An 18,896-nucleotide genomic window follows, 5' to 3' on the forward strand; every position below is an offset into this window, starting at 1 on the left:
GTTTTGTGCCCTCCCGTTTCCGGATTTCTTGAAAAAACACTGCGTGCCGCTAGGCCTGTACACGGAAAGTTTGGAAATTTCGCCAATGCTTCCGCTTGCCGCCAATTTCGCCAGGGAGTCGTCGCATGCCCACGACCTATCTTGACCAGTTCTTTGCCATGGATCCGGCCAGCCCGCCGGCAACGGGGACCCTTCTGACGGTTGAGAAGTACAATCTGGTCGACCAGAACGACGATGGCGACATCGACAGTTCCGACAATGACTCGGTCAACGGCATTGATGTCACCCGATCCTGGCCGGGCGACACGGTGACGATCAACGTGTCCGGTGTGGGAAACGTCACCTACACGGGAATCACCTTCTATCTGGCTGATGGCAGCCGCGTGTTCACCCCGACGGACGGTCAGGTGCTGCAAGAGGGGACGCTAGTCTCGACGACTTTCGTCAATACCGAAGGTCCCTTGGTGGTTCCGGGTGAGCTTGGGCCGCCGTGTTTTACTGCCGGAACAATGATAAAGACACCCGATGGATTGCGCCGCGTCGAGGATCTGCAGGCCGGTGACCTGGTCACGACGGTCGACAATGGTGCGCGGGCCCTGATCTGGGTCGGCAGAACCGCCGTCGCGGCCGAGGGCAACGCCGCACCGATCCGCTTTGCCGAAGGGGTTTTGGGACTGGACCGTGACACTCTGTTCTCGCCCCAGCACCGGATGCTGATCGACGATTGGCGCGCGGCTTATTTCTACGGCCACCCCGAGGTTTTGATTGCCGCACATTCCCTGGTCAACGGCACGACGGTGACCCGGGTCGAAGGTGGAGAGATCGAGTATTTCCACCTGTTGTTCGACCAACACGAGATCGTCATCGCCAACGGCGCCAAAAGCGAAAGCTACTATCCCGGCCACGCCGTTACGCGGTCTGACCGGGAAACCCAGGCCGAGCTGTTGCGACTGTTTCCGCAGTTGGCAGCGGTGGAAGATGGTGGTCCGAAAACCGCCCGTCCGGTGGTGCGCCCGCGCGAAGGGCGGCTGATCGCGTCATAATTCCGTTCCAAATACCGGTGCTGCGGCGTATAGCAGGAACATGGCGAAGAAAGCAGCGCGCAAATCCCGCGGTAAGTCCAAAAAGGCAACCCGGTCTCGGAAAACGGAAACGCTCATCGTTCGGATTCGGCGGTGGGCACTGCGTGTCGTCGGTGCCCTGGCCGCGGCGTTCGTGGCGCTTGTTTTGCTTTATACCGTGGTCAACCCGCCGATCACCCATACGATCTGGTCCGAGTGGCGCCGCCTGGGCAAGGTGGACCGGGAATGGGTCGCGATCGAGGATATGTCTCCGCACATGGCCCGGTCGGTCGTTGCGGCCGAGGATGCGAATTTCTGCCTGCATTGGGGTTTTGACGTGAACGCGATCCGCGATGCGCTTGAAGATGGTGGCAACCGCGGGGCGTCGACCATTTCTCAGCAGGTGGTCAAGAATGTCTTTCTGTGGCAGGGGCGCAGTTGGGTGCGCAAGGCGCTTGAGACCTCCATGACCCCGGTCGTCGAAATCTTCTGGAGCAAGAAGCGCATTCTCGAGGTGTATCTGAACGTGGCGGAGACCGGTGAGGGCCTGTTCGGGATCGAGGCGGCCGCCCGCAAGAATTTCGGTGTCAGTTCCGCCCAACTCAGCCCGGTGCAGGCGGCGCGGCTGGCGGCAATCCTTCCGTCACCGCGAAACCGTTCGGTCACGGACCCGTCGGTTTACACCCGCAGACGAGCCGCCGCGATCCGCGATGGAGCGGCCACCATCCGCGCAGATGGTCGCGCAGATTGCTTCGAGGATTGAAACTTCTGCCCGTCAGCGGCTATTGCTGAGCGGTACTCAATTGGTTCGAATGGATCCACATGGCGCGTTTGTTTCACGTTCCCCTGTCCCCCTTTTGTCGAAAAGTCCGCCTGTCACTGGCGGAAAAGAAGATCGAAGTCGAATTGGTCGAGGAAAAGTACTGGGAAAAATCCCCGGACTTCTTGCGCAGAAACCCTGCGGCCAAGGTCCCGGTTCTGCGGCTGGACGGCCGGGTGATGTCAGAAAGCGCGGCGATCTGCGAATACATCGAAGAGACACGGCCGGAACCGGCATTGATACCGAAAACTCCGGAAGCCCGGTTCGAGGTGCGCCGTCTGGTCAGTTGGTTTGATGACAAATTCCACCATGAGGTGACATCCAAGCTGCTGTACGAGCGGGTGAACAAGAAAGTAACCGGTCAGGGTTATCCCGACAGCAAGAACGTCAAGGAAGGCGCGCGCGCGATCAAGTTCCACCTGGATTACATGGCCTGGCTGCTGGATCAGCGGCGCTGGCTGGCGGGGGATCAGATGACATTGGCCGATTTTGCCGCTGCCGCGCACTTGTCGTCGCTGGATTACATTTCGGACGTGGATTGGAACCGCAGCCAGGTGGTCAAGGACTGGTACGCCAAGATCAAGTCACGTCCGGCCTTCCGGTCGATCCTGGCGGATCAGGTGCCCGGCTTCCGCCCGCCCGCTCATTACGCCGACCTGGATTTCTGATAGGTTGGGGCAGGGGGCTGTGCGCACCCTGTTGGCCCGTTGGGCCAATTCACCCCCGAGGATATTTTGGGCCAGATGAACAGCGCAACGGCATTGAAGGACAGGTTGGTGGCGCAGGCCCGGGCCGAGGGGTTCGTGTCGTGCCGGATCTGCCGACCCTGGGACGTGCCGGAACTGCCTGCGCGGTTGGCCGCCTTTCTGGCGGCGGGCTATCACGGGCAGATGAGTTGGATGGCCGAGCGGACCCATTGGCGGGGGGATCCGGCGGAGCTGTGGCCCGAGGCGCGCTCGGTCATCATGCTGGCCGAGAGTTACACGCCGGATCATGATCCGACCGAGGTTCTGGGCCGACCCGATCGCGGGGCGATCTCGGTCTATGCGCAGAACAAAGACTACCATGATCTGGTCAAAAAGCGGCTGAAGCGGCTGGCCCGGTGGCTGATTGCCGAAGCCGGGGGCGAGGTGAAGGTGTTCGTCGACACCGCGCCGGTGCCCGAGAAAGCACTGGGCCATGCGGCCGGGTTGGGCTGGCAGGGCAAACACACCAATCTGGTCAGCCGGGAGTGGGGCAATTGGGCCTTTTTAGGGTCTGTTTTCACCACTCTGGACCTGCCGACGGACCCGCCGGAAGTGGATCATTGCGGGTCGTGTCGGGCCTGTCTGGATGCCTGTCCGACGGATGCCTTTCCGGCGCCCTATCAACTGGATGCGCGGCGCTGCATTTCCTATCTGACCATCGAGCACAAGGGGCCGGTGGATCAGGAGTTGCGCGGCAAGCTGGGCAACCGGATCTATGGCTGTGATGATTGCCTGTCCGCCTGTCCGTGGAACAAGTTCGCGGTGGCGGCCAGTGACATCCGATATGCCGCGCGCCAAGACCTGATGGCGCCGCCGTTGGCGGAACTGGCCGGGTTGGACGATGCGGCGTTCCGGGCCAGATTCTCGGGTTCTCCGATCAAGCGGATCGGGCGCGACCGGTTCGTGCGAAACGTTCTGTATGCCATCGGCAATTCCGGGTCGTCGGAGTTGATTCCGGTCGCGCAGGCGTTGATCGAGGATGCCGACCCCACGGTGGCCGACGCGGCGCGCTGGGCGGTCGAACAACTGTCGTGAATGCCGCAAACAGGCTGGACGCGTCGGTTCAAACCGCTACACCCGTGACTGCGAACAGGATGGAGATCCCGATGGCGTTGGCTTTGGGCGTGGATACCGGTGGAACCTACACCGATGCGGTGCTGATCCGGGACGAGGAAGAGGTGATCGCCTCGGCCAAGTCCCTGACCACACGCGAGGATCTGGCGATCGGCGTCGGGCGGGCGATCCGGGCGGTGCTGGACCAGGCGCAGGTCGCGCCCGTTCAGATTTCGATGGCGTCGCTGTCGACGACGCTGGCCACGAACGCGCTGGTCGAGGGGCAGGGCGGGCGCGTTGCGCTGATCTATGTCGGGTTTCGCGACGGCGATCTGGACAGGCACGGGCTGCGCGATGCGCTGAAGGGTGACCCGGCGCTGGTGATCGCGGGTGGGCACAGCCATGCCGGGGCCGAGGCCGCGCCGTTGGATACAGGGGCGTTGCGCGAATTTCTGGACCAGCAGTCCGGGATTTCCGGGTTCGCGGTTGCGGCCCAGTTTGCCACCCGCAACCCCGCGCACGAGCTTGAGGTCGCGCGGATCATCACTGAGAAAACCGGCGCGCCGGTGACCTGCTCGCATCAGTTGTCGGCCAAGCTGAATGGGCCGAAACGTGCGGTGACGGCGGTGCTGAATGCACGTCTGATCGGAATGATCGACCGTCTGATCGGCCGGGCGCAGGATGTTCTGCTCGAGCTGGGCATCGACGCGCCGATGATGGTGGTGCGCGGGGATGGCGCCTTGATGAGCGCCGAGCAGGCGCGGGAGCGGCCGATCGAAACGATTCTCAGCGGTCCGGCGGCCTCGATCGTGGGGGCGCGCTGGCTGACCGGAGTTCAGGACGCACTGGTGTCGGATATCGGAGGGACGACGACCGATGTGGCTCTGATCCGCGACGGAAAGCCGGCGATCGACCCGGCGGGCGCACGGGTCGGCGGGTTCCGCACCATGGTCGAGGCGGTGGCGATGCGCACGCATGGTCTGGGCGGTGACAGCCAGGTGCATGTGGTAACCGAGGGCCTGCGCGGCGGCGTGTTCCTGGGTCCGCGCCGGGTGCTGCCGGTGTCGCTGATCGCGGCTGAGGCGCCCGAAGTGGTCCATGCCGCGCTGGACGAGCAGTTGCGCGCGACCACGGTGGGCGAGCACGACACCCGTTTCGCCCGCCGCGTGCCCGGCATCCACGCCGAGGGTCTGGGCCCACGCGAGGCGGGGCTGTTGGAGCGGCTGGGGGACAAGGTTCTGCCCCTGAGCGCCCTGCTGCGCACCCGGATGGAAAACGGTGCTCTGACCCGGCTGGTGGATCGCGGGATCGTTCAGGTCTCGGGGGTGACGCCGTCGGATGCCAGCCACGTTCTGGGGCGCCTGTCCGATTGGGATAAGGGTGCCGCGCGCAAGGCGCTGGAGTTGATTGCGCGCCGGCGTGTGGGGTCGGGCGACCGGCTGGCGGGCTCGGCCGATGAACTGGCCGGGATGATCGTGGATCAGTTGACCGAACAGACCGTTTTGACCCTATTAGAGACTGCTTTTGCGGAAGAGGCCGAGGCGTTCGGCCTGCCGCCCGAGGATCTGGCGCGCCATGTGCTGACCCGGCGGGGCTTGCACGGGCATCGCGGTCTGCTGGCGTTGGACACGAGGCTGAACGTGGATGTGGTCGGGCTGGGAGCCTCGGCGCCGAGCTATTACCCGGCGGTCGGCGAGCGTCTGCGCTGTACCATGGTGCTGCCCGACCATGCCGGGGTGGCCAATGCGATCGGGGCCGTCGTGGGGCGGTTGACCATGCGGCGAGCGGGCACGGTGACCGCTCCGTCCGAAGGCCGGTACCGCGTGCATCTGAACGACGGGCCGCAGGATTTCCCCGAACCCGAACCCGCGCTGGCCCTGCTGGAGGCCGAACTGCGGCGCGAGACCGAAAGCGCCGTGCGCGAGGCCGGGGCCGAGGATATCCGCGTGATCGTCAACCGCGACATCCGCACCGCCCGGATCGAAGGCAAGGATGTCTTCGTCGAGGCGATGCTGACCGTCGAAGCCAGCGGCCGCCCGCGGGTGGCCGTCGGCTGACCTTTATTCGGCGGCGCTGCTGCGTTTGGGCAGAACCCAGTCCGGGCGCGGGAAGTGGCAGGTATAGCCGTTGGGGATACGCTGAAGGTAGTCCTGATGCTCGGGCTCGGCCTCCCAGAAATCGCCCGCGGGTTCGACCTCGGTCACGACCTTGCCGGGCCACAACCCGCTGGCATCCACATCGGCGATCGTGTCCAGCGCGATCTGTTTCTGCGTTTCGTCGCAGTAGTAGATGGCCGAGCGATAGCTCATGCCGATGTCATTGCCCTGGCGGTTCACGGTGGTCGGGTCGTGGATCTGGAAGAAGAACTCGAGCAGATCGCGATAGGTGATCTGCGCGGGGTCGAACCAGATCTCGATCCCTTCGGCATGGGTGCCGTGGTTGCGATAGGTCGCGTTGGGCACGTCACCGCCGGTATATCCGACGCGGGTGCGCAAAACGCCGGGCAGCTTGCGGATCAGGTCCTGCATGCCCCAGAAGCAGCCTCCGGCCAGAACGGCGCGTTGTTCGGTCATTTCGGGTCCTCCACTTGATCGAGGTATTCGCCATAGCCCTCGGCCTCCATGTCGTCGCGATGAATGAACCGCAGCGCGGCCGAGTTGATGCAATAGCGTAGCCCACCCTGGTCAAGCGGACCATCGGGAAACACATGGCCAAGGTGGCTGTCGCCGTGTTTCGAGCGGACCTCGGTCCGGATCATGCCCAGCGAGCGGTCCTCAAGCTCGGTGACGTGGTCATGCACGATGGGTTTGGTGAAGCTGGGCCAGCCGCAGCCCGATTCGTATTTGTGGGTCGAGGCGAACAGCGGCTCGCCCGATACGATATCCACGTAAATGCCGGGTTCCTTGTTGTTCAGGTGTTTTCCGGTGCCGGGGCGTTCGGTCCCGTTGCGCTGGGTGACGTGGAATTCCTCGGGCGACAGGGCCGCGACAACCGATGGATCTTTGGTATATTTGGGCATGGGTCCTCCGGCGTTTCATACGTTGCCGAGATATTTGGGGTGCGCCGCGACAAAAGCAAAGTCCTGTTTCATCCGGCTCGCGCGATCGTGCGGGTGATCTGCCGCCGTGCTTCGAGCGTATCATTATCAAAGAGGAGGTCACGCCATGTTCAGAATGTTGCTGTTGTCTGCCTTGTTGTTGATCGGTCGAACGGTGCAGGCCGCGCCCGTGTCCGGAGAGTTTCCTTCGATCGATGGCGGCACGCTGTCGCTGTCGGACTGGCGCGGCCAGCCGGTTCTGGTGGTCAACACGGCCTCGCAATGCGGGTTTACCGGGCAGTATTCCGGGCTGCAAAAGCTGCAGGACACCTATGGACCCGAAGGTTTGGTGGTTCTGGCAGTCCCGTCGGATTCCTTCAACCAGGAACTGGAAACCGCCAGCGAGGTCAAGGAGTTCTGTGAGCTGAACTATGACCTGACCCTGCCCATGACCGACATCACCCCCGTGACCGGCCCGCAGGCCCACCCGTTCTACAAGGCGGTCGCCGCCGAGACCGGGTTTGTGCCGGTCTGGAATTTCAACAAGATCCTGCTGAGCCCCGAAGGCGAGGTCGTGGCGACCTTTGGGTCGACGACCCGGCCCGACTCTCGCAAGCTGCGCAGTCAGGTCGAGGCGCTGCTGCGCTGAACTGGCTGGCGTGACAACTGCACGGCCAGAATGCCCAGCGTGGTGACCGCAACACCAACGACGTCCATTGCGCCCAACCGTTCACCCAGCAGAATCGCGGCGATCGCGACCCCGAACACCGGGTTGAGGAAATGGAATGTCGCCGCGCGGATCGGTCCGATCCGGTTGAGCAGCAGGAACCAGATCAGCGTGGCCAGCAGGCCGGGGAACAGGGTCGTGTAGGTGAAGGCCAGCGCCAGCGGCCAGGTTGGTCGGACATAGATCGTCTCGAACAACGGGGCGGCGACAAACAGAACCGCCGAGCCGACGAACATCTGCAAACCGACGACCATCATGAAATTCCCGCCCGAGGTCGCCCCGCGCACGGCCAGCGTGGCGAAGGTCAGCGCCAGCGCGCCCAGCCCGCAGAGGGCAACGCCAAACAGGTCGATCCCTGCGCTGATCCGGCTGCTCATGATCAGGGCCACGCCAGCGAACCCGGCCAGCAGACCCACGACACCCAGCGGGCGCAACCGTTCCCCGAACAGCAGCCAACCGGCCAGAGCCACCAAGAGTGGCATGGTCGACGCGATGATCGCCGCGACCGACGCCTCGACCGTTTGCATCGCATAGAAATTCAGACCCAAATACAGGGCATTCTGGCAGATTCCGAACAGGATGGTCGCGTACCATTGCGACCGCGTCAGGCGCCAACTCTGGCCCATGGCCGCGGCGATGGCGACACCCAGGATGCCGGAAATCAGGAAGCGAACCGCCAGTGAAAACAGCGGCGAGGCATCCGCGACGATGATCCGCGCCGAGGTAAAGGCCGACGACCAGATGAAGGCAAAGGCCAGCCCCATGGCGATGGCGCGCAGATCCATGACCGCTCCTGTTTGAATGTGCGGCGACTGTTTCCGATTTTCCCGCAGGCCACAAGCGCCCGAGCGTCAAAAAAGACACATGGTGCGCGCAAGTTTTCCCTGGGCGCCGGTTTTATTGATTGACCAGCCAATTAAAGATATCCGCTCGGTGATCTGACATCTAAAGGGAGGTTTGTCGGTGCTATTGGAATACATCCTGTCATTCGGGGTCCTGCTTGCTCTTGGGCTGGTAGCTTTCTTCGTCGTGAAATGGTGGAACCTGCGGTGCGTGGGCGTGACACCTGTTCATCTGTTCACTTTCATCGCGATCCTGTTCACATCCGGCCTGGATGTCGGGCTGATCATGTTCCCGCTCACCGAATTCGGCGGCTATGCCGAAGATCCGGCCTATGCGTTCGCAAACCCGCTGGCGATCGAGTTCGGGTTCTGGGGTTTCCTGATCTGGGCCTTCTATTTCCTGACGGCCTTCTATTTCTGCGTCATCGAGCCCCGAGTGCAGTTCTTTGAAATCCCGGTGGTCAAGCTGATCAACAATGTGGTGATCATCGGGACCTGCGCTTTCACCGCCAGCCTGTTCCTGATCTACCTGCCCGGATACCTGCCCGAAGTTGGCGATGGCGAGTCCGTAGTGACCACGTTTTACATCATCGTATTTGTCGTCATTCTGGCCGCGGCCTATTCCTCGACTGACCTGAAATACGTGCGGATTCTTTCTGTCGGCTCGACGTTTCTGTTTCTGGCGCTGATCCTTGGCATGTGGGCCGCGGCCGGTATGGGCGTTGCGGGTTTCGTGGAAACCAGCAGCAATATCGGGGCGTATTTCGCCAATATCCACAAGTTCATACTGCCTCTGACCGACTATCACGCCTTCTACCTGTTTTGGTGGTTTGCCTGGTCGATCATGATCGGTCAGTTCACCTCGCGCTTTGTCGGAGGGCTGACCACCTGGCAATTGCTGGCGGCGCTGCTGATCTTTCCGTCGATCCCCTTGGCGATCTGGTTCAGCGTGCTTTACTACTATCACCTGAACGGCATCAGCACCGCAGGCATCACCAACATCGCGATGGTGATCGTCGGCGTGACCTTCGTGATTAACTCACTGGACTCGCTGATCAGGCTCTATACCGACAACCTGAACATGACGGTCGAACGCTTCGGCAAGACGGCCTATGTTGCCGGAAACGTGGTGCTTCTGTTTGTGCTGACGCTTCTATTCCAGAGCCAGTGGCTGCAGATTCAGTGGATCGGCGCCGTGGTGGTTGGCCTCTACCTCGCCTGCGTGGTCTATATCCTGATCGTCAAGCGTACAGAGGTGATGAGCATCGACTCGATGCCCGAAGATCGGGATCTGGATTTCCACAAGGTCGAGACTGTTCACTGACCTCGACCAACGACAACACCGGGTCTGGTCCAACAGGCCCGGTAAACAAACACCATAGAAAAAGGGCCGCGATTTCGCGGCCCTTGATCGTTTTCCCTAAGGCGTGGATCAGCTGTTGACGCTGTCCTTCAGGGCCTTGGCGATGGTCATCTTCACAACCTTGTCGGCTTCTTTGGTGAAGGTCTCACCAGTGGCCGGGTTGCGAACCTGACGCTCGGGGCGCTCGCGGCAGTAGATCTTGCCGACGCCCGGCAGGGTCACAGCGCCTCCGGCCGAAACTTCGCGGGTGATCAGGCCAGTGATCGCCTCCAGCGCCGCGTTCGCGGATTTCTTGTCGGTTCCCATTTCCTCAGCGAGAGCAGCAACCAGCTGAGTCTTCGTCATAGGCTTTGCCATTTCTTGGTCTCCTTAACGTGCCCGATCTATTGGGCCTCACCGCGTAACTGTAACGGGATATTGTGGGCGAACACAACGAATAGTAGCACCGAAACCCCAAAAAATATGGGGATTTCGTTGCTTTTTTGCGTCAGAGGAAGGCCGTTTCGTCGAACGAGCGCAATTTCCGGCTGTGCAAACGTTCCAGCGGCATGCCTCGCAGGTGTTCCATCGCGCGGATTCCGATCGCCAGATGGCGGCTGACCTGGGTTGTATAGAACTCGGACGCCATGCCGGGCAACTTCAATTCTCCATGCAGGGGCTTGTCGGACACGCACAGCAAAGTGCCGTAGGGCACGCGGAAGCGATAGCCGTTTGCGGCGATCGTGGCGCTTTCCATGTCCAGCGCGATCGCGCGCGACTGGCTCAACCGTTGCACCGGGCCGGATTGGTCGCGCAGTTCCCAGTTACGGTTGTCGACCGAAGCCACCGTGCCGGTGCGCATGATCCGCTTCAGCTCATAGCCTTCCAGCTCGGTCACTTCGGCTACGGCGCGTTCCAGCGCGACCTGAACTTCGGCCAGCGGCGGGATCGGCACCCAGACGGGCAGATCGTCGTCCAGCACCTTGTCTTCGCGCAGATAGGCATGGGCCAGCACGAAATCCCCCAGAGCCTGCGTGTTGCGCAGCCCCGCACAGTGGCCGACCATCAGCCAGGCGTGTGGTCGCAGCACCGCGATGTGATCGGTGGCGGTTTTGGCGTTGGATGGGCCGACGCCGATATTGACCAGCGTGATCCCCGACCCGTCGGCGCGTTTCAGGTGATAGGTCGGCATTTGCGGCAGTTTCAGCGGCTGTTCCAGCGGCGCGTCGGGGTCGGTGATCTCGACATTCCCGGTCGAGACGAAACTGGTATAGCCGCTGTTCGGGTCGGCCAGTTGCGCGCGGGCGTAGTTCTCGAATTCCGAGACATAGAACTGGTAGTTGGTGAACAGAACGTGGTTCTGGAAATGGTCCGGATCGGTGGCGGTATAGTGGGCTAGCCGGGCCAGCGAATAGTCGATGCGCTGGGCGGTGAACAAGGCCAGCGGGCCGACGCCATCCTGCGGTTCGTGCACACCGTTGACGATGTCGTCATTTGTGGTGGTCAGATCGGGCACGTCGAACACGTCGCGCAGGGTGAACCCGGCCGCACCCTGATGCGGCACCACCAGATCGGGGTTGCCGGCCACGGCGAAATGCACCGGCATCGGCGTGGTCGAGGGGCCGATGGTCACCGGCTGGTTGTGGTTCTTGATCAGCAGCGCGATCTGCTGTGTGAGGTAGGACCGGAACAGATCCGGGCGGGTCACGGTAGTGGCATGAACCCCCGGCTCGGACACGTGACCAAAGCTCAGGCGGCTGTCCACATGCGCGTAGGATGCCGTACGGATACGGATTTCCGGGTAATAGGCTCTGTACCGGACCTTGGGCGCGCCGCTTTCCATCGCCTCGGCAAAGCTTTCGCACAGAAAGGCGGTGGCCTCGTTATACAGCTCTTCCAGCCGGGCAACGGCTGCGGCGGCATCGGTGAAAATCTCGGGGTCCCGTGGGTCGGGAGTTGTTATTTTTGTCATGCGAGGGGTTCCAGAAGGTCAATTTTTTCGAATGTTCGGACATCCACCAGTCCCAGATCGGATATCCGCAGTTCGGGGATGACGACAAGGGCCAGCAGCGAGTGCTGCATATAGGCGTTGTTCAACTGACAGCCGCAGGCCTGCATCGCCTCGACCATTTTCTGCGCCTTGGCCGCGACGTCCGCGGCAGGGCTGTCGGACATCAGGCCCGCAATGGGCAGTTCGACCAGCGCCAGCTCTTCGCCATCACGGAAGATGGTGATGCCGCCGCCTACTTCGGCCAGGCGATTGGCGGCCAGCGCCATCTGATCGCGGTTGGTGCCGACCACGATCATGTGGTGGCTGTCATGCGCCACAGTCGAGGCCATGGCCATCCGGCCCTGATAGCCAAAGCCCGAAACGAAGGCGTTGGTCACGCCGCCCGTGGCGCGGTGCCGCTCGACCAGCGCGATCTGGCAGACATCGCCTTCGCCCTCGACCAGCCCGCCGATAATGGGCAACTCGGCCTTCAGCGCCTGGGTGGGGGCCTGGTTCTCGACCACGCCGATCACGTTTGCACGCACGCGATTGGCGCCTTCGGGCGCGGAGATCTCGAAATCGGCGGCGGTCAGGGCATGGCCCAGATGCACCGTGTTGCGTGCCCGGTCGGGCCATTCGTAATGCGGGCACTCCACCTTGATCGCGCCGTTCTCGGCCACCACCTGCCCGCGCGCGATGACCATTTCGATCGGCAGTTCGGTCAGGTCCGAGCTGAGGATCACGTCCGCCCGGCGGCCCGGCGTGATCGAGCCGATCTCGCGTTCCAGCCCGAAATGGGTGGCGGTGTTGATCGTGGCCATCTGCAACGCGATCAGCGGGTCGCAGCCACAGGCGATGGCATGGCGCACGACGCGGTTCATGTGGCCCTCGTTCACCAGCGTGCCCGAGTGGCAGTCATCGGTGCACAGGATGAAGTTGCGCGGGTCCAGCCCCTTTTCGGTGACGGCGGTGATCTGGCTTTCCACGTCATACCAGGCCGAGCCCAGCCGCATCATCGACCGCATCCCCTGCCGCACGCGGGCAATGGCGTCGGCCTCGCAGGTGCCTTCGTGGTCATCCGCCGGGCCGCCGGCGACATAGGCTGCAAAATCAGGCCCTAAATCAGGGGATGCATAGTGTCCGCCCACCGTCTTTCCCGCGCGCTGGGTGGCGGCGATTTCGGCCAGCATTTTGGGATCGGAGTTGATCACACCGGGAAAGTTCATCATCTCGCCCAGCCCGATGATGCCGGGCCAGGTCATCGCCTCGGCCACGTCTTCGGCGGTGATCTCATAGCCGGTGGTTTCCAGCCCGGGCGCCGAGGGCGCGCAGGACGGCATCTGGGTGAAGATGTTGACCGGCTGCATCAGCGCCTCGTCATGCATCATCCGCACGCCGCCCAAGCCCAGTACATTGGCGATCTCATGCGGGTCGGTGAACATCGAGGTGGTGCCATGCGGGATCACCGCGCGGGCGAACTCGGCCGGGGTCAGCATGCCGGATTCGATGTGCATATGCGCGTCGCACAGGCCGGGGATCATGTAGCGGCCATTGGCCTCGATGATCTGGGTGTCGGGGCCGATGCAATGGCTGGCGTCGGGGCCGACATAGGCCACACGGCCGGCGGCGATGGCGATGGAGTGATCGGGCAGCGCCTCGCAGCTGTGCACGTTGATCCAGATCCCGCCGCGAATGACCATGTCGGCGGCTTCGCGGCCGGCGGCAACGGCGATCAGGCGGGGGGCGACGTCGGGCCAAGAGGGGAAGGGTGCGTATTCCATGGCACAACTTTCCCGAATGCATCGGAAGGTGCAACCCCTGCCGTGCCACCTTCATGAAACCGTCATCCGACCGGGCACGGGGCAGCAAATGCTTGATCCGCGCTGCGATGCGGGGTCTGGTAGCGACATGGATTATGAAACCATAGATGCGGACAGTTTCGGCCGCAGCCTGCGCGGGATCGGGCTGAACCTGCTGGTGCGCGACGTGCGGGCGGAATGCGCTTTTTTGGAGACTGTTTTTGGCCTGAAATCCCATCAGGTGACGGCGGATTTTGCCATCGTCACCTATGGCGATCAGGTGTTTCAGCTGCATTCGGACGGCACCTATCATTCCAACCCGCTGCTGGGGCTGGTTCCCGAAACGCCCCCACGCGGTGGCGGGATCGAGATTCACCTGTACGACACTGACCCGGACGAGGCGGCGGAGCGCGCCAGGTCCAAGGGCGCGGTCGTGCTGCAGGAGCCGACCGACAAGCCCCATGGCCTGCGCGAGACCTATATTTTGTGCGAGAACGGCTATGCCTGGGTTGCCAGCCGCCCCAAAGACGGCTGAAAGTCAGGCGCGGTGTTGCTCGGCCGCGATTTCCGCCCTGATCCACTCGGCAAAGGCCACGGCACCCGGCGTCTCCTCGGCCTGGGGCGACAGCAGCAGGTAATAGGCTTCGGGCATCGGCGCGCGATGTTCAAAGGGTGCGATCAGGCGGCCTTCGTCCAGCAGGCGCTTTGCGATGGTGTCATGGGCCAGGCACAGCCCGCCGCCGGCCATCGCGACGGACAGGCCGACCATATAGGTCGTGGCATAGGTAATCGGCGAATTTTCCCAGTTTAGGCCCTGATCTTCGGCCCAGCTGGCCCAGTTCGACAGAAGATTCGAACAGTCGTACAGCGGTTGCTGCTGAAGGTTTTCCAGCGTGACCGGATAGTCGGGGGCACAGACGGGGTAGTAGTGATCGCTGCGCAAAAGCTCGGTGCGGACCGTGTCGGCCGGGCGCAGGGAATAGCGGATCTCGACCGCCGCGCCTTCGGCCATCTCGCGCGGCTCCCACAACTCGGTGAAGATGTTCAGGTGGACATCGGGGTGCAGCGCACGGAACGCGGGCAGGCGGGGGGCCAGCCAGTTCACCGAAAAGGTGATGTTGCACTGCACCTGTACGGTATTTTCCTGCTGCCCGGTTACGGCCTGGGTGCCGCGCACCAGCGTCCGGAACGCTTCGCGCACCACGGGCAGATAGGTGATGCCGGCCTCGGTCAGCTCCAATGCGCGGGGGCGGCGGTGAAACAGAGGTTGGCCCAGATAGCCCTCGAGCGACTTGATCTGCTGGCTGACGGCGCTTTGCGTCATGTTCAGATCGCGCGCCGCGCCGGTGAAGGACAGGTGGCGGGCCGCGGCCTCGAACGTGCGCAGCCAGCCAAGCGGGGGAAGAGGGTTCCGGGGTTTCATAATCCGATCATAAGTTCAGCTAATGCCAAAGCGCCAATTTTTTCGTTGGTCAATTGCGCCCCGGCCCGGCACGGTTTTCACCAGCCACCTGAACAAGCCGAATGGAGCCCCCCGGATGAGCGTCACCAGTCTGAAACCGAATATCGACCATTGGCAGGAGCGCGTGGACATGGCCGCCGCTTTCCGCTGGACCGAGCGGTTGAACATGCATGAAGGGGTGGCCAATCACTTCAGCCTTGCCGTGAACGAGGACGGCACGCAGTTCCTGATGAACCCGAACCAGATTCATTTCGCGCGCATCCGCGCCTCGGACCTGCTGCTGCTGGATGCCAACGATCCCGAAACGATGAGCAAGCCGGGCGCACCGGACCCCACCGCATGGGGGCTGCATGGTTCGATTCACCGGAAATGCCCGCATGCGCGTTGCGTGATGCATGTGCATTCGATCTTTGCCACCGTCCTGGCCTCGTTGGCCGACAGCAACCTGCCGCCGATCGACCAGAACACTGCAACCTTTTTCAACCGCTATGTCATTGATGACGAATTCGGCGGTTTGGCTTTTGAAAGCGAGGGTGAGCGTTGCGCGACAATGCTGCAAGACCCGAAAAAGAAGGTCATGATCATGGGCAACCACGGTGTGCTGGTGATCGGCAACAATGCAGCGGATGCCTTTAACAGACTCTATTATTTCGAGCGTGCCGCCGAGACGTATATCCGCGCCCTTCAGACGGGCCAGCCATTGCGGGTGCTGTCGGATGAAATCGCGGAAAAGACCGCGCAGGAGCTGGATGACTACCCGGGGCAGGCCGAGGCGCATCTGCGTGAAATAAAGGCCGTTCTGGATGCGGAAGGCTCGGACTACGCCACCTAGAGGGTTTTGTCATGACCGATGCCCCGCATGATCCCGAAGCCGCCCGCTGGCACTATCGGCCGTCTGACCCTGTTGCGTTGAACCCTTTGTTCAGTTGGCCACCGCGCCCGATCGCCGTTTTAAAATGGTATTCCGGGGCGTGGCTGCCGATCACAGCGCTGACCCTGTGCATGGGGCTGGCCGTGATTGCTTATGTGCTGTTCCTGCCGCCGCTCGAGGCGATGCAAAGCTTTGCGCCCGGCTGGATGTTCCGCGTCTGGCTGCTGAACATGGTGCCTCAGATCCTTGTTGCGGGTGGGCTGCACTGGTGGCTCTACATGCGCAAGGGGCAGGGTATGTACAAAAAGTTCGATCGTCGCGACCTGACCCGCGACAACGGAACCTTCACCTTCCGCAATCAGGTCTGGGACAACATCTGGTGGACCCTGGGCAGCGCCATGACGGTGGCGACCGTCTATCAATGGGGTATCTACTGGGCGATGGCCAACGGGTATGCGCCAACGGTCACTTGGGCCAGCGCGCCGGTCTGGTGCGTGGTCTGGATGCTGTTCATTCCGATGTGGTCGGGTCTGCATTTCTATTGGGTGCACCGGCTGGAGCATCACCCGAAACTGTACAAGCATGTGCACGCCGTTCATCACCGCAACGTCAATGTTGGGCCGTGGTCGGGCATCTCGAACCACTGGTACGAGAATCTGCTGTATTTCACGACCTATTTCATCCACCTGATCGTGCCCTCAAACCCGTTGCATCTGCTGTTTCATGTCTATTTCCAGCAGATCAGCCCGGTCCTGTCCCATTCGGGGTTCGAAAAGCTGAAAGCAGGGGACACGGATGCCGCGCGGGCAGGCGATTTCTTTCACCAGCTGCACCACCGGTATTTCGAGTGCAACTACGGCACGTCCGAGATCCCGTTCGACAAGTGGTTCGGCACCTACCACGACGGGTCGGCCGAGGCGACGACGCGGACGCGGGCCTACAAGAAACAGATGTATACCTAGCCGGACCGGCTGCGCAGGGCTCGTGGACTGAGACCGAACTCGGCCCGAAAGGCGCGGGTCAGCGCGCTGGGGTCTTCATAGCCCGCGCGCAGAGCGATTTCGGCGATACTCAGGTCGGTTTCCGCGGCCAGCTTGCGCGCAAGGTTCAGACGCATCCGACGATAGACCTTGGCCGGCCCGGCCCCCAGGTCCGCCCGCATCCGGGACTCCAGTGCTTTTTGCGACCGTCCCACGCGCCGGGCGATCTCGGGGATCGGCAGAGGGGTCTCGAGATTTTCCTGCATCAGTGCCAGCGCCTTGTTGACATGCGAACTGGCCGAGCCTGCGCCGCCGGAATGTGACCGGGCGGAGTCGCGCGTCATGAACAGCTGCGCGACTTCCAGTGCCAGCGCCTGACCGTGATCCTGCCCGATCAGGTGCATCACCAGATCAAAGGCGGCCATCGCGCCCGAGCAGGTGATGCGGTCACCGTCGATGACATAGCGCTCGCGGCAGGTCTCGACTTCGGGGAAACGCTCGGTGAACGCGGTCAGCTCCTCCCAATGGATCGTGGCGCGGTGGCCGTTCAGCAATCCGGCCTGGGCCAGCAGCCAACTGCCGGTGTCCAGCCCGGCGAGGGTGCGAAAGCGCCGCGTCGCCGCACGCAACCCCGCCTGGGTGCGCCAACCACCGTGTGCTTGAAACCCGTAGGAGGGCATCACCAGCAGCATATCCCCATCCGCATCCGTAAGCGCCGCATGGGGCGCCACCTGCAACCCTGAGGACGACGTGACCGGCCTCGGATCCAGTGAAAGGAATTGCCAGTCATACAGTCGCTGCCCTGACAACGTGTTGGCCGCGCGCAGCGGCTCGACTGTGTTGGCCAGGCAATGGTTCGAGAACCCGTCGAACAGAAGTACCCCGAATCGCTGCGGTGCGGCGGGTGATTTGGTCCATTTCTGCATGATTGAAGTCTAGTTCTGCATTATTGAGACCTCAAGCCGCGTCAGGATTGTCGCACGCCCAGGAATCGGAGACCCGCGATGCAATTTGGCCTGACCGACGAGCAGGAGATGATCGTCTCGACTGTCCGCAGCTTTGTGGAGAATGAGATCTATCCCCATGAAGAGCTGGTCGAACGCACCGGCGAGGTGCCGAAAGAGATCGCCGACGAGATCAAGCGCAAGACGATCGAACTCGGCTTCTACGCCTGCAACTTTCCCGAAAGCGTTGGCTGCGCGGGGCTGAACCATCTGGAATTCGCGCTGGTCGAACGCGAGTTGGGGCGCGGGTCGATGGCGTTGAACCATTTCTTCGGGCGGCCGCAGAACATCCTGATGGCCTGTCAGGGGGATCAGATCGAACGCTATCTGATGCCCGCCGTGCGTGGCGAAAAGATGGACGCGCTGGCGATGACAGAACCGGGCGCGGGTTCGGACGTGCGGGGCATGAAATGCTCGGCCGTGCGCGATGGCGGCGATTGGGTGGTGAACGGCACCAAGCATTTCATCTCGGGCGCGGAACATGCCGATTTCATCATCGTCTTCATCGCCACGGGCGAGGATCAGACGCCGAAAGGTCCCAAGAAGCGCATCACCGCCTTTCTGGTCGATCGCGGCACGCCGGGCTTCACCATCCGCGACGGCTACAAATCGGTCAGTCATCGCGGTTACAAGAACATGGTGCTGGATTTCGACGACTGCCGCCTGCCCGACGCGCAGGTGCTGGGCGAGGTCGATGGCGGGTTCGAGGTGATGAACACCTGGCTGTATGCCACTCGCATCACCGTGGCGGCCATGTGCGTGGGCCGCGCCCGCCGGGCCTTCGACTATGCGCTGGACTATGCCGCCACCCGCCAACAGTTTGGCCAGAAGATCGGCAAGTTTCAGGGCGTCAGCTTTCAGATCGCCGACATGATCACCGAGATCGACGCCGCCGACCTGCTGACCCTGGCCGCCGCCGACCGGCTGGACAAGGGCCTGCCCGCCAACCGCGAGATCGCCTCGGCCAAGCTCTATGCCTCGGAAATGCTGGCGCGGGTGACCGATGCGGCGATCCAGGTGCATGGCGGGATGGGCCTGATGGACGACTATCCGCTGGAACGCTTCTGGCGCGATGCCCGGGTCGAGCGGATCTGGGACGGCACCAGCGAGATCCAGCGCCACATCATCAGCCGCGATCTTCTGCGCGCGTTGGGGGCGTGAA

The 18,896-nt window shown here is 62.6% G+C and carries 19 protein-coding genes; 11 read left to right on the top strand and 8 right to left on the bottom strand.

Annotated features, from left to right (window positions below):
* Positions 1-125 precede the first annotated feature (125 nt).
* From ACR0CU_RS13165 to ACR0CU_RS13185, 5 genes are all read left to right on the top strand, one after another.
* Positions 126-1,043 (top strand): Hint domain-containing protein, encoded by a 918-nt coding sequence (locus ACR0CU_RS13165; RefSeq protein WP_170405462.1) that lies wholly within the window; start codon positions 126-128, stop codon positions 1,041-1,043.
* A 40-nt stretch (positions 1,044-1,083) separates the two neighbouring features.
* Positions 1,084-1,824 (top strand): monofunctional biosynthetic peptidoglycan transglycosylase, encoded by a 741-nt coding sequence (mtgA, locus tag ACR0CU_RS13170; RefSeq protein WP_480643182.1) that lies wholly within the window; start codon positions 1,084-1,086, stop codon positions 1,822-1,824.
* Between the two features lie 59 nt (positions 1,825-1,883).
* Entirely contained in the window at positions 1,884-2,549 is a 666-nt protein-coding gene (gene fzlA, locus ACR0CU_RS13175; RefSeq protein ID WP_480643184.1) for an FtsZ-binding protein FzlA, read from the top strand.
* Between the two features lie 75 nt (positions 2,550-2,624).
* The gene (gene queG / locus ACR0CU_RS13180) at positions 2,625-3,662 is read left to right on the top strand and encodes a tRNA epoxyqueuosine(34) reductase QueG (RefSeq protein ID WP_170447144.1); all 1,038 of its coding nucleotides are present in this window, start codon (positions 2,625-2,627) and stop codon (positions 3,660-3,662) included.
* 71 nt (positions 3,663-3,733) lie between these two features.
* Positions 3,734-5,737, top strand: coding sequence for a hydantoinase/oxoprolinase N-terminal domain-containing protein (locus tag ACR0CU_RS13185; protein WP_170447809.1), 2,004 nt, complete (start codon positions 3,734-3,736; stop codon positions 5,735-5,737).
* Positions 5,738-5,740: 3 nt separating this feature from the next.
* On the opposite strand, the gene msrA is transcribed toward ACR0CU_RS13185, so the two are convergent.
* Both msrA and msrB read right to left on the bottom strand, forming a co-directional pair.
* The gene (gene msrA, locus ACR0CU_RS13190; protein ID WP_170342491.1) at positions 5,741-6,253 is read right to left on the bottom strand and encodes a peptide-methionine (S)-S-oxide reductase MsrA; all 513 of its coding nucleotides are present in this window, start codon (positions 6,251-6,253) and stop codon (positions 5,741-5,743) included.
* Complete coding sequence (msrB, locus tag ACR0CU_RS13195; RefSeq protein ID WP_005979690.1) at positions 6,250-6,699, bottom strand: peptide-methionine (R)-S-oxide reductase MsrB; 450 nt, start codon at positions 6,697-6,699, stop codon at positions 6,250-6,252. Before msrB ends, msrA begins: the two co-directional genes overlap by 4 nt.
* A 145-nt stretch (positions 6,700-6,844) precedes the next feature.
* Between msrB and ACR0CU_RS13200 the strand changes: the two genes are divergently transcribed.
* Entirely contained in the window at positions 6,845-7,366 is a 522-nt protein-coding gene (locus ACR0CU_RS13200) for a glutathione peroxidase (RefSeq protein WP_170370431.1), read from the top strand.
* Here ACR0CU_RS13200 and ACR0CU_RS13205 read toward each other — a convergent pair.
* On the bottom strand, positions 7,342-8,229 hold the full coding sequence (locus ACR0CU_RS13205; RefSeq protein ID WP_170447142.1) for a DMT family transporter: 888 nt from the start codon (positions 8,227-8,229) through the stop codon (positions 7,342-7,344). The two genes, ACR0CU_RS13200 and ACR0CU_RS13205, sit on opposite strands and share 25 nt — an antisense overlap.
* Before the next feature lie 184 nt (positions 8,230-8,413).
* Between ACR0CU_RS13205 and ACR0CU_RS13210 the strand changes: the two genes are divergently transcribed.
* Complete coding sequence (locus ACR0CU_RS13210) at positions 8,414-9,610, top strand: BCCT family transporter (protein WP_170342886.1); 1,197 nt, start codon at positions 8,414-8,416, stop codon at positions 9,608-9,610.
* A gap of 108 nt (positions 9,611-9,718) precedes the next feature.
* On the opposite strand, the gene ACR0CU_RS13215 is transcribed toward ACR0CU_RS13210, so the two are convergent.
* The 3 genes from ACR0CU_RS13215 to ade all read right to left on the bottom strand — a co-directional run bounded on the left by ACR0CU_RS13215 (position 9,719) and on the right by ade (position 13,399).
* Positions 9,719-10,006 carry an HU family DNA-binding protein gene (locus ACR0CU_RS13215; RefSeq protein ID WP_170340577.1) on the bottom strand — a complete coding sequence of 96 codons (288 nt, stop codon included), beginning with the start codon at positions 10,004-10,006 and terminating at the stop codon, positions 9,719-9,721.
* A 130-nt stretch (positions 10,007-10,136) separates the two neighbouring features.
* Positions 10,137-11,600, bottom strand: coding sequence for an AMP nucleosidase (locus ACR0CU_RS13220; RefSeq protein ID WP_170340576.1), 1,464 nt, complete (start codon positions 11,598-11,600; stop codon positions 10,137-10,139).
* Complete coding sequence (gene ade / locus ACR0CU_RS13225; RefSeq protein ID WP_480643188.1) at positions 11,597-13,399, bottom strand: adenine deaminase; 1,803 nt, start codon at positions 13,397-13,399, stop codon at positions 11,597-11,599. Before ade ends, ACR0CU_RS13220 begins: the two co-directional genes overlap by 4 nt.
* A gap of 127 nt (positions 13,400-13,526) precedes the next feature.
* On the opposite strand from ade, the gene ACR0CU_RS13230 reads away from it, so the two are divergent.
* Positions 13,527-13,952, top strand: coding sequence for a VOC family protein (locus tag ACR0CU_RS13230; protein WP_170447136.1), 426 nt, complete (start codon positions 13,527-13,529; stop codon positions 13,950-13,952).
* A 3-nt stretch (positions 13,953-13,955) separates the two neighbouring features.
* Here ACR0CU_RS13230 and ACR0CU_RS13235 read toward each other — a convergent pair whose 3' ends face one another.
* On the bottom strand, positions 13,956-14,840 hold the full coding sequence (locus ACR0CU_RS13235; protein WP_170447135.1) for a LysR substrate-binding domain-containing protein: 885 nt from the start codon (positions 14,838-14,840) through the stop codon (positions 13,956-13,958).
* Between the two features lie 115 nt (positions 14,841-14,955).
* On the opposite strand from ACR0CU_RS13235, the gene ACR0CU_RS13240 reads away from it, so the two are divergent.
* Complete coding sequence (locus ACR0CU_RS13240; RefSeq protein WP_170447133.1) at positions 14,956-15,711, top strand: class II aldolase and adducin N-terminal domain-containing protein; 756 nt, start codon at positions 14,956-14,958, stop codon at positions 15,709-15,711.
* Between the two features lie 11 nt (positions 15,712-15,722).
* On the top strand, positions 15,723-16,712 hold the full coding sequence (locus tag ACR0CU_RS13245) for a sterol desaturase family protein (RefSeq protein WP_170447131.1): 990 nt from the start codon (positions 15,723-15,725) through the stop codon (positions 16,710-16,712).
* On the opposite strand, the gene ACR0CU_RS13250 is transcribed toward ACR0CU_RS13245, so the two are convergent.
* Positions 16,709-17,656, bottom strand: a complete 948-nt coding sequence (locus ACR0CU_RS13250) for a GlxA family transcriptional regulator (protein WP_170368944.1) — start codon at positions 17,654-17,656, stop codon at positions 16,709-16,711. The genes ACR0CU_RS13245 and ACR0CU_RS13250 overlap by 4 nt on opposite strands.
* Positions 17,657-17,734: 78 nt before the next feature.
* On the opposite strand from ACR0CU_RS13250, the gene ACR0CU_RS13255 reads away from it, so the two are divergent.
* Positions 17,735-18,895 (top strand): acyl-CoA dehydrogenase family protein, encoded by a 1,161-nt coding sequence (locus tag ACR0CU_RS13255; protein WP_170447129.1) that lies wholly within the window; start codon positions 17,735-17,737, stop codon positions 18,893-18,895.
* The last annotated feature ends 1 nt before the right edge of the window (position 18,896 follow it).

The sequence above is a fragment of the Ruegeria sp. BC2 genome (genome assembly GCF_056539245.1).

What these genes read in the sequence shown, in the direction of transcription:
- msrB (WP_005979690.1), bottom strand. Translation starts at nt 6,699, where the DNA reads ATGCCCAAATATACCAAAGATCCATCGGTTGTCGCGGCCCTGTCGCCC.
- ACR0CU_RS13245 (WP_170447131.1), top strand. Translation starts at nt 15,723, where the DNA reads ATGACCGATGCCCCGCATGATCCCGAAGCCGCCCGCTGGCACTATCGG.
- ACR0CU_RS13215 (WP_170340577.1), bottom strand. Translation starts at nt 10,006, where the DNA reads ATGGCAAAGCCTATGACGAAGACTCAGCTGGTTGCTGCTCTCGCTGAG.
- ACR0CU_RS13205 (WP_170447142.1), bottom strand. Translation starts at nt 8,229, where the DNA reads ATGGATCTGCGCGCCATCGCCATGGGGCTGGCCTTTGCCTTCATCTGG.
- ACR0CU_RS13255 (WP_170447129.1), top strand. Translation starts at nt 17,735, where the DNA reads ATGCAATTTGGCCTGACCGACGAGCAGGAGATGATCGTCTCGACTGTC.
- queG (WP_170447144.1), top strand. Translation starts at nt 2,625, where the DNA reads ATGAACAGCGCAACGGCATTGAAGGACAGGTTGGTGGCGCAGGCCCGG.
- ade (WP_480643188.1), bottom strand. Translation starts at nt 13,399, where the DNA reads ATGGAATACGCACCCTTCCCCTCTTGGCCCGACGTCGCCCCCCGCCTG.
- mtgA (WP_480643182.1), top strand. Translation starts at nt 1,084, where the DNA reads ATGGCGAAGAAAGCAGCGCGCAAATCCCGCGGTAAGTCCAAAAAGGCA.
- msrA (WP_170342491.1), bottom strand. Translation starts at nt 6,253, where the DNA reads ATGACCGAACAACGCGCCGTTCTGGCCGGAGGCTGCTTCTGGGGCATG.
- ACR0CU_RS13235 (WP_170447135.1), bottom strand. Translation starts at nt 14,840, where the DNA reads ATGAAACCCCGGAACCCTCTTCCCCCGCTTGGCTGGCTGCGCACGTTC.
- ACR0CU_RS13200 (WP_170370431.1), top strand. Translation starts at nt 6,845, where the DNA reads ATGTTCAGAATGTTGCTGTTGTCTGCCTTGTTGTTGATCGGTCGAACG.
- ACR0CU_RS13250 (WP_170368944.1), bottom strand. Translation starts at nt 17,656, where the DNA reads ATGCAGAAATGGACCAAATCACCCGCCGCACCGCAGCGATTCGGGGTA.
- ACR0CU_RS13240 (WP_170447133.1), top strand. Translation starts at nt 14,956, where the DNA reads ATGAGCGTCACCAGTCTGAAACCGAATATCGACCATTGGCAGGAGCGC.
- ACR0CU_RS13220 (WP_170340576.1), bottom strand. Translation starts at nt 11,600, where the DNA reads ATGACAAAAATAACAACTCCCGACCCACGGGACCCCGAGATTTTCACC.
- ACR0CU_RS13185 (WP_170447809.1), top strand. Translation starts at nt 3,734, where the DNA reads ATGGCGTTGGCTTTGGGCGTGGATACCGGTGGAACCTACACCGATGCG.
- fzlA (WP_480643184.1), top strand. Translation starts at nt 1,884, where the DNA reads ATGGCGCGTTTGTTTCACGTTCCCCTGTCCCCCTTTTGTCGAAAAGTC.
- ACR0CU_RS13230 (WP_170447136.1), top strand. Translation starts at nt 13,527, where the DNA reads ATGGATTATGAAACCATAGATGCGGACAGTTTCGGCCGCAGCCTGCGC.
- ACR0CU_RS13165 (WP_170405462.1), top strand. Translation starts at nt 126, where the DNA reads ATGCCCACGACCTATCTTGACCAGTTCTTTGCCATGGATCCGGCCAGC.